Here is a 16,979-nt window from a genome sequence, read left to right on the forward strand (position 1 = left end):
AGGGAGGTGATCCCATGCCGCTGTCCGAGAACATTCGTAACTTCCGGCGTCGCGCCGGCCTGAGTCAGGAACAGCTCGCCGAGCAGGCGGGTCTTTCTCTGGGGGTCGTTCGAAAAGCCGAGCAAGGTGGAAGTGTGCGGGTCGAGACACTTCACATACTTGCCAGGGCACTTGGCACCACCACCTCCAGCCTCTTCGAGACCGCAGCTCCCGAGCCTGTTCGTGGGGACGAGGGCGACAGCGTCCGCCTCATGGAACTACGCCGCGCGCTCATGCCGCCGGTCGGTCTCTCCGAGGTCCTCGTAGAACCTGAAGGGGCAGTCAGCCTCGCTTCTATCCGGCGGGACATCGACGACTCGCACGCCCTTTACCAGGCCGACCGTTACGACTCCGTCGCGAAGCGCCTGCCGGGCATCCTTCGCGCCGCCGAGGCCGCCGTCGTGCTCAGCGACGCGGGGGAGCCGCGACAGAGAGCGACCATCGTAAGAGCCAGTGCCTTCCTCCTGACGGGCAAGTACCTCACCCAGGTCCGGCGCTACGACATGGCCTACCACGCTCTCTCGCAGGGCATCAGGGATGCGAGGGAGACCGGTCAGACTCTCCTTGCGGCCACCGGGGTCGTCGGTATGGGCTGGCTCCTTCTGCGGCAGGACAGGTTCGACGAAGTCGAACACCTCGCCACCGTCACGGCCGCCGAGGTGGAGCCGCGTATGTCCAACGCATTGCCGGGCCAGCTCGCCGTCTGGGGGGAGCTGTGTCAGCGCGTAGCCGCTGCGGCGATGCGGAACAACCGTCCCGAGGTTGCCAAGGAAGCCCGGCGCATGACTGCGACCGCAGCCTCGGCCTTGGGCGTCGAGCACATCGACTTCCGGGAGCACTGGACCACCTTCGGGCCCGTCACGGCCGAGATGAAGGCGATCGAGGACCTCTCCCTCATCGGTGACGCCCGCGGAGTGCTCAGCCGGGCCGATGAGGGAACTCTGAGCCGCAAGGCGCTGAAGAAGTTCGGCCGGCCGAGCGCGAACAACTGGGACCGGCACCGTCTTGACGTCGCCAAGGCCCACGCGATGCTCGGCTCCCACCAGGACGCCATGGACGAGCTGAACACCATCAGGAGGGCTTCTCCCGAGTGGCTCAGGCACCAGCAGATGGCCCGCTACATCATGAGCGACATCCTGGCCGGCCGGAAGCGTACCCTCACTGCGGACATGCGTGACATGGCAGTTCACCTGGGCATCGCCGGGTAGTAACTACGGAGCGTGGTGCCTCCTCCTCGGCGGCCGGGAGAATGCCACGCACCGTGCCTGGTTCGACACATTGTGCCCGCATAGCGTCTTTGGCATGGCGAACAACCAGCAGGCAGGGCCCCGGATCGGGGCGGTAGTCAAGGACACGAAGACCGATCGCTTCGGTGTCGTGATGGGCACCCTCGGCGGGTTCGCCCAGCTCCGCCCGATCAGCGGCGGACTGTCGTGGGAAGCTGAGCCCGACGACATCGAGGTGCTCTCCTCGCGCCAGGAGCTGACCGTTCGCCTCGCTGCCCTCAACGCCGAATCCAGGCGCGGAGTATGAGCGGGCCGCGGGCCATCGTGAGGCACGTCCAGTGGACCCTCGCGCCGAACCAGGAACCGGATGCCGAACCGCAGATGTACGCCATGGTGTGCATCGTCTGCGGAGAGGCCTCGGCTACAGCGGAGGACTGGGACGCCTCGCAGGGCTGGGCTCTCTCGCACTCGGGGCGTAGCCCCTCCCACCATACGTACCGTGAGGTGATCACCAGGCCTTGGCGAACGTGGATGGACTCGTGATGAGGTCCCTGGGCCGTCTGTCAGCCTCCTCGCCCATGCCACCGGGCAGCAAGTCCACGGCGATTGCGTCGAAGAATTTCACGGCCATGTCTTGGCGTTGGGGGGGGCAGTCGTCCAAGCCCAGCCCCTGGCCTAGGACGCGACGTCGAGCGGCCGCAGAAAGCGGCGCTCGTACCGCTTGATGCAGCGGGTGCTACGAGCCAGTTCGAAGGCATCCTGGCACTCCGGGTCGGACATGCTGTCCGTGCGGTACTGCTCGTACGCGGCGAGACTGGGAAAGGAGAAGAGGGCGTACGCGATGTCGCTGTCGCCCTCACTCGGCAGGAAGTAGCCGTGGTGCGTCCCGCCGAAACGGTTGACGAGCCCGACCCAGCGGCGGCCGTATTCCTCGAAGTCCTCAAGCTTGTCGGCGTCGATCTCGTATTTCAGATGAATGGTGATCACGCCCACATAATGCTGCATGCCGGTTCAGGATCGAAGGCGGCCTGTGTGCCCCGAGTCCCGGCTGGCCTGGATGCTTTCCTTTTGGTGGGTATCTGAGAAATAGGTGGGTTCTTGGCGGGTGCATCCGCCGCGATGACCATGGTGCGTATGACCACGCATACGAACAGCTCGTCCGCACCTGTCGACGTCACCGTCATCGGCCTCGGCGCCATGGGCCAGGCACTCGCCGGCGCCCTCCTGGATGCCGGCCATCGCACCACCATCTGGAACCGCTCTCCGGGCAAGGGTGAAAAGCTCGTCGCCCGGGGGGCGGTCCGGGCCGGATCGGCCGAAGAGGCCGTACGGGCAAGTGAGTTGGTGATCACCTGTGTTGTCGACCACGAGGCCTCGCGGCAGATCCTGGATCCGCTGACGGACGCGCTTGCCGGACGCGTCCTTGTCGACCTCACCTCGGACACCCCGGACCGCGCCCGTACCTCCGCGGTCTGGGCGGACACCCATGCGCTCGACTATCTGGCGGGCGCGATCATGGTGCCGGTCGAGGTGATCGGCGGGCCGGAGGCGCTGATCTTCTACGCCGGGTCGCAGTCCGCGTACGACAGGTACGAGGCGGTGCTCAAGGCGCTCGGCGCGGGCGCCCCGTTCCTGGGGCCGGATCACGCCCTCGCGGCCGCGTACGACATGGCGATGCTGGACTTCTTCTACGGCAGTATGGCGGGGCTGGTCCACGCCTTCGCCCTGGCCGGGGCCGAGAGCATCCCCGCCGCCGCCATCGCCCCGTATCTGCAGACCATCGTGAACATCCTGCCGCCCATCGTGGCCGGGACGGCGGCCGACATCGACGCGAAGGAGTACAACGGCGCGGGTGCCAACCTCGCCATGATGACCGCCGGTGTCGATCACCTGCTGCACGCGTCCCGCAGCAGGGGGCTGGACACATCTCAGCTGGAGGCGGTCAAGGCCATCTCCGACCGTGCGATCGCCAAGGGGCACGGCGCCGATTCATGGGCGAGCACGGTCGAGGCGCTCGGCGGCTGAGCGGGCATGGTGGGGGGCCCGCAGCCCGGAGCCGGCCGCGGGCCCCGCGGGTGGGCTCAGACGGGCTTCAGCCAGACCGTCGCCAGCGGCGGCAGCGTCAGCAGGATGCTGCCGGGCCGGCCGTGCGCGGCCACCGAATCGGGCTTCAGCGGCCCGGGATGGTGTACGTCGCTGCCGCCGTACCGCGCGGCGTCCGTGTTGAGGACCTCCGCCCACGCGACCTGATCACCGAGGACGTCCGGGACGCCGATGCGGTAGTCGTGCCGCACCACCGGGGAGAAATTGCTGACGGCGAGAAGCGGCGAGCCGTGCGCGTCGTAGCGCAGGAAGGCGAAGGCGTTGTCCTCGGCCGCACCGCCGTCCACCCAGTCGAAGCCTTCCGGGACGGTGTCGCGCTGCCAGAGCGCGGGGGTGGCGTGGTACACCGCGTTCAGGTCGCCGACCAGGGTGCGTACGCCCCGGTGGTCCGCCTCCGCCTCGTACGAAGGGTCGAGCAGCCACCAGTCCGGACCGTGCCCCTCCGACCACTCCGCGCCCTGGGCGAACTCCTGTCCCATGAAGAGGAGTTGTTTGCCGGGATGGGCCCACATGAAGCCGAGGTACGCCCGGTGGTTGGCGCGCCGCTGCCACCAGTCGCCGGGCATCTTGCTGACCAGTGCCTGCTTTCCGTGCACCACCTCGTCGTGTGAGATCGGCAGGACGTAGTTCTCGCTGTACGCGTACACCATCGAGAAGGTCATCTCGTCGTGGTGGTACTTGCGGTGCACCGGCTCCTTCGACACGTACTGCAAGGAGTCGTGCATCCAGCCCATGTTCCACTTCAGCCCGAAGCCGAGCCCGCCGAAGCCGTCGGGGCCGACGTGGTGGGTGGCGCGGGTGACGCCGTTCCAGGCGGTGGACTCCTCGGCGATGGTGACGACGCCCGGATTGCGCCGGTAGACGGTTGCGTTCATTTCCTGGAGGAAGGCGACGGCATCCAGGTTCTCCCGGCCGCCGCGCTCGTTCGGGGACCATTCACCGTCCTCGCGCGAGTAGTCGAGATAGAGCATCGAGGCGACGGCGTCGACCCGCAGCCCATCGATGTGGAACTCCTCGCACCAGTAAGTGGCGTTGGCGACAAGAAAGTTGCGTACCTCCTTGCGCCCGTAGTCGAACTCCAGCGTGCCCCAGTCCGGATGCGCCGCCCGTGACGGGTCCGAGTGCTCGTACAGCGGGCGGCCGTCGAACTCCGCGAGCGCCCAGTCGTCGCGCGGGAAGTGTGCGGGAACCCAGTCGACGATGACGCCGATACCGGCCCGGTGCAGCGCGTCGACGAGGAATCGGAAGTCGTCCGGTGTGCCCATGCGTGACGTCGGGGCGTAGAAACCGGTGACCTGATAGCCCCAGGAACCGCCGAAGGGATGCTCGGAGACCGGCATCAGCTCCACATGAGTGAACCCCAGATCCCTTACGTAAGCGGGGAGTTGGGAAGCCAGCTGACGGTACGTGAGTCCCGGCCGCCAGGACGGAAGATGCACCTCGTACACGGAGAACGGCGCCTCGTGCACCGGTAGGTCCCCACGGTGCGCCATCCACTCCTGGTCCTGCCACTCATGGTGCGAGGCCGTCACGATCGAGGCAGTGGAGGGCGGTACTTCGGTACGGCGGGCCATCGGGTCGGCGCGTGTGGTGTGCGAACCGTCCGGGCGGCAGATGTCGAACTTGTAGAGCGCGCCCTCCCCGATCGCGGGCAGGAACAGTTCCCACACCCCGCTGGAGCCGAGCGAACGCATCGGGAAGCCGGTGCCGTCCCAGTAGTTGAAGTCCCCGACGACCCGCACACCGCGGGCGTCGGGGGCCCAGACGGTGAACCGGGTCCCCGCGACCCCCTGGTGTTCCATGGGCTGAGTGCCGAGGGCGGTCCACAGCTCCTCGTGGCGTCCCTCGCCGATCAGATGCAGATCGAGATCGCCGAGCGCGGGCAGGAAACGGTACGGATCCTGCACCTCGATCTCGTTGTCCTCGTAGCCGACCAGGAGCTGGTACTCGGGGAGTGAGGGCATCGGCAGCAGCCCGGAGAAGAGGCCGTCGCCGTCGTCGTGCAGTTGCGCCCGCAGCCCCTTGGCGAGCACGGTCACGGACCGCGCGTACGGGCGCAGCACCCGGAAGGTCACACCACCGCGGACCATGTGGGCGCCGAGCAGGTCGTGCGGGGCATGGTGCTCACCGGCGAGCAGCCGGCCCCGGTCACCGTCGTCGAGGGGGCGCGCCTGGCGTACTCCCTGACTGCCGGCGCCCCGGCGAGGACGCGGCGACGGGCCGCCGTCACCGGTTCCGGCGGCTCGCTTGCCCACAGGTTTCTTCCGCTTGGCCGAAGCGTCCGGGGCGGCCGGTTCCGAGGAGGGCGGCGTGTCCACCTCGGCCGGGGCCGCGGGGGGTGCCGTCTCGGCCGGTGTGAGCAGAGGGACTTGGGGAACCTCGGTGGCGTCGGGCGTTTTGCGGGACGGCTTGCGGGCGGTCACGGGGACAGCCTCCTCGGAGGGTGTTGTCGGGGCGGAACAGGCGGAGAACAGGGCGGAAAAGGGGGAGGGACGAGGCGGGACGGGTCGGGCGGTGGTGCGGGTGCGACGACGGCGGGTCCGCCGACGGCCGACGGCACCCGGGCCGTCAGTCGGCGACGGCGGCCAGCCGCTGGATCGCCGCCATCGGAACCGGAAGCCAGTCGGGCCGGTGCCGTGCCTCGTACAGCACCTCGTACACCGCCTTGTCGGTCTCGTGGGCGCGCAAGAGCTCCGGTTCGCTGCGCGGGTCGGCGCCCGAGGCCTTGGCATACCCCTCGCAGTAGGCGGTCCGGCAGCGTGCCGCCCATTCGGCGTTCCACGGGCGGTGCGAGCGGGCCGCGTAGTCGAAGGAGCGGAGCATGCCGGCGATGTCGCGTACCGGTGGCTGCGGACGGCGGCGCTCGGGCAGTGGTCTGGCCGGTTCGCCCTCGAAGTCGATCAGTGACCAGAAACCGTCGGCCGCGCGCAGCGTCTGGCCCAGATGAAGATCGCCGTGGACCCGCTGGGCGGCCCAGTTGCGGCCCCGGTGACCCAGTGCGGCCACCGCGTCGAAGGCGGTACGCAGCCCGGGGACGTACGGCACGAGCGCCGGTACCGCCTGCGCGGCGGCTTCCAGCCGCTGCACCATCGCGGCGGCGAGATGCTCGGTCTGGGAGCGGCGCAGGGCAGGCGTCGGCAGGGCAGTGGCGAGCGCGGTGTGCACCTCGGCGGTGGCCCTGCCGAGCGCGTGGGCCTCGACGGTGAAGTCGTGGCCCGAGGCGAGGGCCCGCAGGGCGAGCTGCCAGCCGTCCTGTGCGCCGCGCAGGAACGGCTGAAGGACGCCGAGGGTGAACGGCCCCGGGGCGGTGGCTTCGAACCAGGCGACGGGGGCGGGCACCCGTCCGCAGCCCTCGCGCGCGAGCGCGAGCGGCAGCTCCAGATCGGGGTTGGTGCCCGGGAAGATCCGGCGGAAGATCTTGAGGATGTAGGCATTGCCGTAGACGAGCGAGGTGTTGGACTGCTCGGTGTCGAGCACGCGCGGCGCCAGCCCCGCGGCGATGGGGGCGCCGCCCCCATCGAAGCGCAGGGCGCCGAGGGTGCCGGGGGTACGGAACCGTTCCAGCAGGAGTTCGGCCAGGCGCGGGTCGTGCAGCCCCTCGTAGACGGTGCGGCCGGCGAGCGGTCCTTTGGCCACATGGCCGATGAGTGCGGGCGCCAGCAGTGGCGGCAGCGCGGACCTTACGCCGAGCAGCAGTTGGTAGCAGTCGTCCGGCGACTGCGCGGGCATGGAGGGCTGGTGGACCCGGACCAGCAGATGGAGCAGCCCGGTCCCGGTGCGGGTGCCGACGGAACCGGTGCCCACCGGCAGTATCTCGGTCGCCGACACCAGCGAGAACGCGGTGATCGGCCGGCCCTTGCCCGCGAACCACCGCTGCCGGGGCAGCCATTCGTGCAGCAGGGGGGCGAGAGACGGGAGCAGGGCTGTGCTGTCAGCCAGGTCGACCCGAGTGGATGCAGCCTCCGACATGGCATCGCGTCCTTTCCCCGGGCACACCACAGGATGCGAAGAGTGTCCCGGATTGCGGCAATAGCTGTCCGGCTGTGCGGGACGTGTCGGGTCAGGATGGTCCGTACGGACTCGACTCGAAGGGATCGAAACGCCAGATGGGACCCGGAAGGGACCGGAAGTGTTCGATGTGGGTGAGAGTGCCCCGTGCGGGGCGGCGGAAACCGCCCCGCGGTTGGTGGTGCGCAGTGACGCCGGGTCAGCTCGGCGGCACGTCCTTGCGCAACCGGAACCAGTAGAACCCGTGTCCCGCGAGAGTCAGCAGGTAGGGCCACTGACCGATGGCGGGGAAGCGCACCCCGCCGATCAGCTCCACCGGATGACGCCCGGTGAACGACCGCAGATCCAGCTCCGTCGGCTGTGCGAACCGCGAGAAGTTGTGCACGCACAGCACGAGATCGTCCCCGTGCTCCCGGGTGAAGGCGAGCACGGCGGGGTTCGACGACGGCAGTTCGTTGAACGAGCCGAGACCGAAGGCGTGGTTCTGCTTACGGATCTCGATCATCCGCCGCGTCCAGTGCAGCAGCGACGACGGGGAGGCCATCGCCGCCTCGACATTGGTGACTTGGTAGCCGTAGACCGGATCCATGATCGTGGGGAGGTAGAGCCGCCCGGGATCACTGGAGGAGAACCCGGCGTTCCGGTCGGGAGTCCACTGCATCGGAGTGCGTACGGCATCCCGGTCGCCCAGCCAGATGTTGTCGCCCATGCCGATCTCGTCCCCGTAGTAGAGGATCGGGGAGCCGGGCAGGGACAGCAGCAGCGCCGTGAACAGCTCGATCTGGTTGCGGTCGTTGTCCAGCAGGGGTGCCAGCCGCCGCCGGATACCGATGTTGGCCCGCATCCGTGGATCCTTGGCGTACTCCGCGTACATGTAGTCGCGTTCTTCGTCCGTGACCATTTCGAGGGTGAGCTCGTCGTGGTTGCGCAGGAAGATTCCCCACTGACAGTTCTTCGGGATCGCCGGTGTCTTCGCCAGGATTTCGGAGACCGGGTAGCGGCTCTCGCGCCGGACGGCCATGAAGATCCGTGGCATCACAGGGAAGTGGAATGCCATGTGGCACTCGTCGCCGCCGGCCTGGAACTCGCCGAAGTAGTCGACGACATCCTCCGGCCACTGATTGGCCTCGGCGAGCAGCACGGTGTCCGGGTAGTTCGCGTCGATCTCCTTGCGTACCCGCTTGAGGAAGTCGTGCGTCTCCGGGAGGTTCTCGCAGTTGGTGCCCTCCCGCTGGTAGAGATACGGAACGGCGTCCACGCGGAATCCGTCGATGCCGAGGTCCAGCCAGAAGCGCAGTGCGGAGATGATCTCCTCCTGCACCGCCGGGTTCTCGTAGTTGAGATCGGGCTGGTGGGAGAAGAACCGGTGCCAGTAGTACTGCTTGCGCACCGGGTCGAAGGTCCAGTTGGACGTCTCCGTGTCGACGAAGATGATCCGGGCGTCGGGGAACTGCTTGTCGTCGTCGGCCCAGACGTAGTAGTCGCCGTACGGCCCTTCCGGGTCGGTGCGGGACTGCTGGAACCAGTCGTGCTGATCGCTCGTGTGGTTCATGACGAAGTCGATGATCACGCGCATCCCGCGCTGGTGCGCGGCGTCGACGAACTCCACGAAGTCGGCGAGATCGCCGAACTCCGGCAGCACGGCGGTGTAGTCGGACACGTCGTAGCCGCCGTCGCGCAGCGGTGACTTGAAGAACGGCGGCAGCCAGAGGCAGTCGACGCCCAGCCACTGCAGATAGTCCAGCTTGGCGGTGATGCCCTTGAGGTCGCCGATGCCGTCGCCGTTGGAGTCCTGGAAGGACCGGACGAGGACCTCGTAGAAGACGGCGCGCTTGAACCAGTCGGGATCGCGGTCCTTGGCCGGGGTGTCCTCGAACAGGTCGTGGACGGGCTCATTGACGATCATGGTGTGGGTGACCCTCCGGTCGGCGGGGACGGTCGCAGGACGACGATGTGCGCGGGCGTGACGCCCGGCTCCAGACGCACATAGAAGGTCCTGCCCCAGTGATAGGTGTCGCCGGTGAGCTCGTCGCGCACCGGCACGCTCTCGTGCCAGTCGAGGCCGAGTTGCGGCATGTCCAACGAGACCGTGGCCTCCTGGGTGTGGTGCGGGTCGAGGTTGACGACCACCAGAACGATGTTCGAACCCGAACGCTTGCTGTACGCGATCAACGCGTCGTTGTCCGCGGAGTGGAAGTGCACATCGCGCAGCTGCTGCAACGCCGGGTGGCGGCGCCTGATGCGGTTGAGCGAAGTGATGAGCGGAGCCAGCGAACGGCCTTCGCGCTCGGCCGACTCCCAGTCCCTGGGCCGGATTTCGTACTTCTCCGAGTTGATGTACTCCTCGCTGCCAGGCCGGATCGGGGTGTTCTCGCACAGTTCGTACCCCGCGTACACGCCCCAGGTCGGGGAGAGCGTCGCGGCGAGAACGGCCCGCGCCTCGAAGGCCGGACGGCCCCCGTCCTGGAGGTAACCCGGCAGGATGTCCGGGGTGTTCACGAAGAAGTTGGGCCGCATGCAGGAGGCGGATTCGCCCGACAGCTCCGTGATGTACTCGGTGATTTCCTGCCTGGTGTTGCGCCAGGTGAAATACGTGTACGACTGCTGGAAACCGATGGCGGCGAGCGTCTTCATCATTGCGGGCCGGGTGAATGCCTCGGCCAGGAAGATCACATCCGGGTCGGTCCGGTTGATATCGGCGATCACCTTCTCCCAGAAGATCACCGGTTTGGTGTGCGGATTGTCGACGCGGAAGATCCGTACCCCGTGATCCATCCAGAAGCGCAGAATGTGCAACGTCTCCGTGACCAGGCCGCGCAGATCCTTGTCGAAGGCGATCGGATAGATGTCCTGGTATTTCTTCGGCGGATTCTCGGCGTAGGCGATGGTGCCGTCGGCGCGATGGTGGAACCACTCGGGGTGTTTCTCGACCCAGGGATGGTCGGGAGAACACTGGAGTGCGAAATCCAGCGCGATCTCCATGCGCAGGGTGCGGGCGGTCTCGACGAAATGATCGAAGTCGTCGAGGGTGCCCAGCTCGGGATGGACCGCGTCGTGACCGCCCTCGGCCGAGCCGATCGCCCAGGGCACGCCCACGTCGTGGGGAGCGGGGGACAGCGAGTTGTTGGGGCCCTTGCGGTGGGTGGTTCCGATGGGGTGGACGGGCGGGAGATAGACGACGTCGAAACCCATGGCGGCGACCGCGGGAAGCCGCTCGGCAGCCGTACGGAAGGTGCCGCTGATGATCCTCGCCGGCTGTTCCGCCGCCTTTCCCGGCTTCCCCGCCCTGCCCCTCTTCTTCGCCCTGGCCGGTTCGGCCGGTTCGACCCTGGCGCCCTCCGAGCGGGGGAACAGCTCGTACCAGGAGCCGAACAGGGCCCGTCGGCGCTCGACCAGCAGAGGAAGCGGGCGGGATGCGGTGACCAGTTCGCGCAGCGGGTGACGGTCGAGTGCGGCCTGTGCCTCGGGGACCAGCGCCGCGGCGAGCCGGGCGGCGGCAGGGCGGGACCGGTCACGCAGTGCGTCGGCCGCGTCCAGCACCGCCTCGCGCCCGTCCCGCTTGGGTACGCCCGCGGCGGCCCGCTCGTACAGCTCGGCGCCCTCCGCCAGGACGAGCGCGGTGTCGATCCCCGCCGGGATCTTGATCAGGGCGTGTTGTCGCCAGGTGGTGACCGGGTCGCTCCAGGCCTCGACCGTATACGTCCAGCGGCCCTCGGAGACCGGGGTGACATCGGCGCCCCAGCGGTCGGTGCCGGGGGCGAGCTCGCGCATCGGCGTCCAGGGGCCGGGGCGCCCGCTCGGATCCAGCAGGACCACATTGGCGGCGACGGCGTCATGACCCTCGCGGAAGACGGTCGCGGTGACCTGGAAGGTCTCTCCGGTAACGGCCTTGGCGGGCCTTCTGCCGCAGTCGACGAGGGGACGGACGTCGAGGACGGGAATGCGACCGATCATGGAATCACCTGGGGACTGAGGCTCGGGCTGAACGGGGCGCGCTGCGGCCGCGGAGGGCGAAATGCGCGCACCGCGACCGATGGGGTCCGTCCTTTCTAGCTGCTCCGTTGACGGCTGATGGGGTGTGGGCATGGCCGCTCCTGTCCGCATTCACTCGAATGGCACTCGAATAGCTGGGGTGCGGATGTGTTGCGCGGATGTAAACCGGCTGAACACCGGTCCCGCAGGTGCCTCGCATTCGTGCTGCATTCGGGCGGCATTCGCGTGGTCCCGGGATGGACTCGGGCTGTGTACCGGAGAAGCCTTCCCATGCTTCTCGGGGGGCCAATCCGGTGCTGTGTTAACTACTCGGGCGTATCTGTGACGACCTGAATGCGCCGAGCGCCGCCCCGCGTGTACGGGGCTCGCCGACGTCTCTCCGGACGCCACTGGGCAGCTTTCCCCTTGGTGTGAAGTGCCACAAGACCGAGTGAGGGGATGGAATCGGCCATTACCTATGCGGCGGATGTGTCTGGACCGGCCGTTCGGGGTCCCGGAGGCGGATGAGGCGGGAGATCGCCACGGGGCGGAAACGGGGCGGGCGACCCGGTCGGCTGCACGCGCTGTGAGCCGGTCGCGCGCCGTGGCTGCGGCGTACGGCCCACCGTTGACGTCGAGGGTGACGAAGTGGCGCACACCGTGGTGCGTCCCCTCGGATTCGTACGTCCCCTGTAAAGGTGGAATACGTGAAGGCCATTCGTCGATTCACCGTGCGTCCCGTCCTCCCCGATCCCCTTCAACCACTCAGCGACCTCGCCCGCAATCTGCGCTGGTCCTGGCACACCGAGACCCGTGAGCTCTTCCAGGCCGTCGACCCGGAGATCCGGCGGACGGCGGAATGCGACCCCGTGCGGCTGCTCGGTGCCGTATCCGCCGGGCGACTCGCCGCGCTGGCCCTGGACCAGCAGTTCCTGCACCGGCTGGCCGAGGTGTCCGCAGACCTCCGGGACTACCTGGACGGTCCCAGGTGGTATCAGGAGCAGCTGGCCCAGGGAGCGGAGCTGCCGGCCGCCGTTGCCTACTTCTCACCCGAGTTCGGTGTGACCGCCGCACTGCCCCAGTACTCCGGCGGGCTCGGTATCCTCGCCGGCGACCATCTCAAGGCCTCCAGTGATCTGGGCGTTCCCCTCATCGCGGTCGGCCTGCTCTACCGGCACGGCTACTTCCGCCAGAGCCTGTCCCGCGACGGCTGGCAGCAGGAGCACTATCCCGTACTCGATCCGAACGAGCTGCCGCTCACCCTGATCCGCGAAGCCGACGGAACCCCGTGCCGGGTGGTCCTCGCCCTTCCCGGTGGCCGTTCGCTGCACGCCCACATCTGGCAGGCCCAGGTGGGACGCGTACCGCTGCTGATGCTCGACTCCGACGTGGAGGAGAACGCGCCGGGCGAACGCGAGGTGACCGACCGGCTGTACGGCGGCGGCAGCGAGCACCGGCTGCTGCAGGAGATGCTCCTCGGCATCGGCGGCGTACGGGCCGTGCGGACGTACTGCCGCCTCACGGGGCATCCGGCGCCCGAGGTGTTCCACACCAACGAGGGGCACGCCGGTTTCCTCGGACTCGAACGGATCCGTGAACTCTCCGGCACCGGACTGGACTTCGACTCCGCGGTGGAGTCCGTGCGGGCCGGCACGGTCTTCACCACCCACACGCCCGTGCCCGCCGGGATCGACCGGTTCGACCGCGAACTCGTCGCCCGGCACTTCGGGGACGACGGCGAACTCCCGGGAGTGGGCGTCGAACGCATCCTGCAACTGGGCATGGAGACCCACCCCGGCGGTGAGCCCGAGCTCTTCAACATGGCGGTGATGGGGCTGCGGCTCGCCCAGCGGGCCAACGGGGTCTCCACCCTCCACGGGTCGGTCAGCCGCGAGATGTTCGCCGGGCTGTGGCCGGGCTTCGACGCCGCGGAGGTGCCGATCACCTCGGTTACCAACGGGGTCCACGCACCCACCTGGGTCGCGCCCGAGATCCTCCGGCTGCGCAAGGGATACGGCGGCACTCCCGGACGCTGGGACTCCGCCGCCGACGTCCCGGACCGGGAACTCTGGGACCTGCGGCGGGCCCTGCGCGGACAGCTGGTCACCGAGGTGCGCGAGCGGCTCTACGCCTCATGGCGCACCCGGGGCGCGGAAGCGGCCGAACTCGGCTGGATCGACAGCGTGCTGGACCCGGACGTGCTGACGATCGGCTTCGCCCGGCGAGTGCCCTCGTACAAGCGGCTGACGCTGATGCTGCGCGACCGCGACCGGCTGAGGGAACTGCTGCTCCACCCGACCCGCCCGATCCAGATCGTCGTCGCCGGCAAGGCCCACCCCGCCGACGACAGCGGAAAGCGGCTGGTGCGGGAGCTGGTGCGGTTCTCCGACGATCCCCGGGTGCGCCATCGCATCGTGTTCCTGCCGGACTACGGGATGGCCATGGCGCAGAAGCTCTACCCGGGCTGCGACGTCTGGCTCAACAACCCGCTGCGCCCCCTGGAGGCCTGTGGTACGAGCGGCATGAAGGCCGCGCTCAACGGCTGCCTCAATCTCTCGGTCCTCGACGGCTGGTGGGACGAGTGGTTCGAGCCGGACTTCGGATGGGCGATCCCGACGGCCGACGGTCTGGCCATGGACGAGGACCGCCGTGACGATCTGGAGGCGGGCGCCCTCTACGAGCTGATCGAGGACAGGGTCGCGCCGCGCTTCTACGACCGGGGCGGCGAAGGGCTCCCCGAGCGCTGGATCGAGATGGTCCGCCGCACGCTGGGCACCCTCGGGCCCAAGGTTCTGGCAGGTCGCATGGTGTCCGAGTATGTGGAGCGGCTGTACGCGCCCGCCGCGATCGCCCAGCGTGCGCTGGATCCCGGTACGGCCCGGCAGCTCGCCGACTGGAAGGCCAGGGTCCGCGCCGCCTGGCCGCGCGTAGCCGTCGACCACGTGGAGGCCGTGGCGCCCAACACGGCGGGCGGCTCGGCCGAGCTGGGGTCGACGCTGGTGCTGCGGGTGCGGATCGCCCTCGGGGTGCTGGAGCCGGCCGATGTGGAGGTCCAGGCGGTGGCCGGCCGGGTGGACGCCGCCGACGGGATCTCGGACGCCCAGGTCTTCCCGCTGAAGCCCGCCGGGGGCCAGGACCTGGAGGGCCGCTGGCTGTACGACGGTCCGCTGGCCCTCGATCGCACCGGGCCGTACGGCTACACGGTGCGGGTGCTTCCCGCACATCCGCTGCTGGCGACCAGCGCGGAACTCGGCCTGGTGGCACTGCCCACGGAGTCGATGGGTGACGGCGCGGGTCTGCTGATGCGCTGACGTACCGTCCTGTGGGGCCCGGCACCCGCGGGCGGTTTCTGGGGATCGTCACAACTGGCCCGAGCCTGCCGCGAACAGGAAACCGCCCGGGAGGAGCGTGCGCTCCTCCCGGGCGGCTGTGCCGGATCAGGTCCGGCTCCGGGTTCAGAAGGTCAGCTTGAAGCTGTTGATCTTTCCGGTGTCACCCGAGTAGACGTCCTGGACCTTCAGCTTCCAGGTGCCGTTGGCCACCTCGGACGAGGCGTTGACCGTGTAGGTCGTCTGGACGTTGTCCGCCGAGTCGCCGGCCGAGGAGTTCTTCAGCCGGTAGGCCGTGCCGTCCGGGGCGACGAGGTCGATGACCAGGTCACCGCGCCAGGTGTGGGTGATGTCCACGCCGACCTTGAGGGTGCTGGGCGCGTTGCCCGTGCGGCCGGTGACGTTGACCGAGCTGGTGACGGCCGAGCCGCCGTCCGGGATGGCGACGGCGGTGGTGTTCTCGAAGACCGTGCCGCCGGGGTCGGTGCCGCCACCGGGGCGCTGGCCGACGTTGATGCCGGCCCAGGCGTCGGCGACGGACTTGTACTCGGCGCTGGTCGTGCCGTACAGCTCACCGGCCGCGGCGAGGGTGCCGGTGCGGGCCGCCGCGTAGTTCGTCGTGGAGGTGAACTTGGTGGTGAGCGCCTTGAACCAGATCAGGGCGGCCTTGTCGCGGCCGATGCCGGTCACCGGCAGACCGTCGGAGGTCGGGGAGTCGTACGAGACGCCGTCGATGACCTTGGCGCCGCTGCCCTCGGAGAGCAGGTAGAAGAAGTGGTTCGCCGGGCCCGAGGAGTAGTGGACGTCGACGTTGCCGATGCCCGAGTACCACGAGTCCTTGGACGCGCCGTCCTTGCTGGGCTTGTCCTGGTAGCGCAGCGGGGTGCCGTCGCCGTTGATGTCGATCTTCTCACCGATGAGGTAGTCGCCCTTGTCGGTGGCGTTGTTGGCGTAGAACTCGACCGCGGTGGCGAAGATGTCACTGGTCGCCTCGTTGAGGCCACCGGACTCACCGCTGTAGACCAGGTCGGCGGTGGCGGAGGTGACACCGTGCGTCATCTCGTGCGCCGCCACGTCGAGGGAGGTCAGCGGGTTCGCGTTGCCGCTGCCGTCGCCGTACGTCATGCAGAAGCAGCTGTCGTCCCAGAAGGCGTTGACGTAGTTGTTGCCGTAGTGCACGCGGGAGTACGCACCGACGCCGTCGCCCCGGATACCGGTGCGGCCCTGCACGTTCTTGTAGTAGTCCCAGGTCTCGGCCGCGCCGTAGTGCGCGTCCGCGCCGGCGGTCTCGGCGTTCTGCGGGGTGCCGTCGCCCCAGACGTCGGTGGACTTGGAGAACAGCGTCCCGGTGCCGGAGGAGCCGTGGTTCAGGTTGTACGTCTTGTGGTTGCCGCGGCCCGTGTCGGTCAGCGTGTACGACGGTGCGGTGCCGAGGGTGACCTGGCCGCTGTACTCGGTGTTCCCGGTGCCGTTCTCGATGCCCTGCCACTCGTACAGCTTCGCGCCGGTGGTGGCGTCGGTGATGACGTGCAGCTGGTTCGGGGTGCCGTCCTCCTGGAGCCCGCCGACGACGGTCTCGTAGGCGAGCTGCGGCTTGCCCTGCGCCATCCAGACCACCTTGCGGGGTGCCCGGTCGGCCTCGGTCTTCTTGGAGCCGTCGGCCTTGGCGAGCCCGAGTGCCTGCTTCTCGGCGACGGCGGGCGCGACATCGGCCGTCGTGTCGACGGCCTTCAGCTGGCCGCTGGTGACCTTGGACGCCTTGGTGACGCTCTCGGTCGCCCCGGACTTGGTCTCCTGGACGACAAGGTCGCCACCGAGCACCGGAAGTCCGGCGAAGGTGCGTTCGTAACGCGTGTGCGTGGTGCCGTCGTTGTCCTGGATGACGTCCTTGACGACGAGCTTCTCCTGAGAGCCGAGACCGAGCTCCTTGGCCGTGGCCGCCTTGGTCGCGTCGGCCTCGCGGATCAGCTCGGCGCGCTTGGACGGGGTGAGCTGCTTGGCCAGGGCACCGTGGTCGGCGCCGGCGGCCGCCGGTACCGCCGCGGTGGCGCTGCCGGGAGTGGCAGTGGCCGTACCGGTCTGGACTCCGACGGCGAGGAGGGCTGCTGCGGCTATCAGAGCGCCGGTCGCGGTGGCACGACGGCTGGGCGTGGATCTCACGCGGACTCCTTCTGCGAGGGGGGTACCGGCGGCAGGGTGAGCCGACGGGAAGAACGAGAAGTGCGCGGAACGGGGTGAAGAGTGTCAGCCGGAAGCCGTTCCTGTCAGGACCGCGTCAACAACTTGGCCGGAACTCGTTCGT

Annotated in this window: 11 protein-coding genes; 5 read left to right on the plus strand and 6 right to left on the minus strand. The window is 68.7% G+C overall.

The features are described 5' to 3' along the window. Positions 1–14 precede the first annotated feature (14 nt). The 3 genes from ACZ7IB_RS05600 to ACZ7IB_RS05610 all read left to right on the plus strand — a co-directional run bounded on the left by ACZ7IB_RS05600 (position 15) and on the right by ACZ7IB_RS05610 (position 1,808). On the plus strand, positions 15–1,247 hold the full coding sequence (locus ACZ7IB_RS05600) for a helix-turn-helix domain-containing protein (protein ID WP_470909390.1): 1,233 nt from the start codon (positions 15–17) through the stop codon (positions 1,245–1,247). 94 nt (positions 1,248–1,341) lie between these two features. Further along, the gene (locus ACZ7IB_RS05605; RefSeq protein WP_470909392.1) at positions 1,342–1,572 is read left to right on the plus strand and encodes a hypothetical protein; all 231 of its coding nucleotides are present in this window, start codon (positions 1,342–1,344) and stop codon (positions 1,570–1,572) included. Continuing rightward, on the plus strand, positions 1,569–1,808 hold the full coding sequence (locus ACZ7IB_RS05610) for a DUF7848 domain-containing protein (RefSeq protein WP_470909394.1): 240 nt from the start codon (positions 1,569–1,571) through the stop codon (positions 1,806–1,808). The genes ACZ7IB_RS05605 and ACZ7IB_RS05610 overlap by 4 nt, the downstream gene beginning before the upstream one ends. Before the next feature lie 132 nt (positions 1,809–1,940). Here the strand turns inward: ACZ7IB_RS05610 and ACZ7IB_RS05615 are convergent, their stop codons facing one another. After that, entirely contained in the window at positions 1,941–2,252 is a 312-nt protein-coding gene (locus tag ACZ7IB_RS05615; RefSeq protein WP_385648423.1) for an NIPSNAP family protein, read from the minus strand. A gap of 138 nt (positions 2,253–2,390) precedes the next feature. Between ACZ7IB_RS05615 and ACZ7IB_RS05620 the strand changes: the two genes are divergently transcribed. Then, positions 2,391–3,290: an NAD(P)-dependent oxidoreductase gene (locus ACZ7IB_RS05620; protein WP_470909537.1), complete on the plus strand. Its 900-nt coding sequence runs from the start codon at positions 2,391–2,393 to the stop codon at positions 3,288–3,290. Positions 3,291–3,346: 56 nt separating this feature from the next. Here the strand turns inward: ACZ7IB_RS05620 and glgB are convergent, their stop codons facing one another. The 4 genes from glgB to ACZ7IB_RS05640 form a co-directional block, all read right to left on the minus strand. Continuing rightward, positions 3,347–5,791: a 1,4-alpha-glucan branching enzyme gene (glgB, locus tag ACZ7IB_RS05625; RefSeq protein ID WP_470909396.1), complete on the minus strand. Its 2,445-nt coding sequence runs from the start codon at positions 5,789–5,791 to the stop codon at positions 3,347–3,349. A 145-nt stretch (positions 5,792–5,936) separates the two neighbouring features. Further along, positions 5,937–7,337: a maltokinase N-terminal cap-like domain-containing protein gene (locus ACZ7IB_RS05630; protein WP_470909398.1), complete on the minus strand. Its 1,401-nt coding sequence runs from the start codon at positions 7,335–7,337 to the stop codon at positions 5,937–5,939. A 238-nt stretch (positions 7,338–7,575) separates the two neighbouring features. Beyond that, positions 7,576–9,282 carry a maltose alpha-D-glucosyltransferase gene (gene treS / locus ACZ7IB_RS05635; protein ID WP_266357822.1) on the minus strand — a complete coding sequence of 569 codons (1,707 nt, stop codon included), beginning with the start codon at positions 9,280–9,282 and terminating at the stop codon, positions 7,576–7,578. Continuing rightward, positions 9,279–11,330, minus strand: a complete 2,052-nt coding sequence (locus ACZ7IB_RS05640; protein ID WP_470909400.1) for an alpha-1,4-glucan--maltose-1-phosphate maltosyltransferase — start codon at positions 11,328–11,330, stop codon at positions 9,279–9,281. The genes treS and ACZ7IB_RS05640 overlap by 4 nt, the downstream gene beginning before the upstream one ends. A gap of 725 nt (positions 11,331–12,055) precedes the next feature. Here ACZ7IB_RS05640 and glgP point away from each other — a divergent pair. Beyond that, positions 12,056–14,659, plus strand: coding sequence for an alpha-glucan family phosphorylase (gene glgP, locus ACZ7IB_RS05645; RefSeq protein ID WP_470909402.1), 2,604 nt, complete (start codon positions 12,056–12,058; stop codon positions 14,657–14,659). A 144-nt stretch (positions 14,660–14,803) separates the two neighbouring features. Here glgP and ACZ7IB_RS05650 read toward each other — a convergent pair whose 3' ends face one another. After that, positions 14,804–16,837: a M4 family metallopeptidase gene (locus ACZ7IB_RS05650; RefSeq protein WP_470909404.1), complete on the minus strand. Its 2,034-nt coding sequence runs from the start codon at positions 16,835–16,837 to the stop codon at positions 14,804–14,806. Positions 16,838–16,979 lie beyond the last annotated feature (142 nt).

The sequence above is a fragment of the Streptomyces sp. NPDC037301 genome (assembly GCF_055602785.1).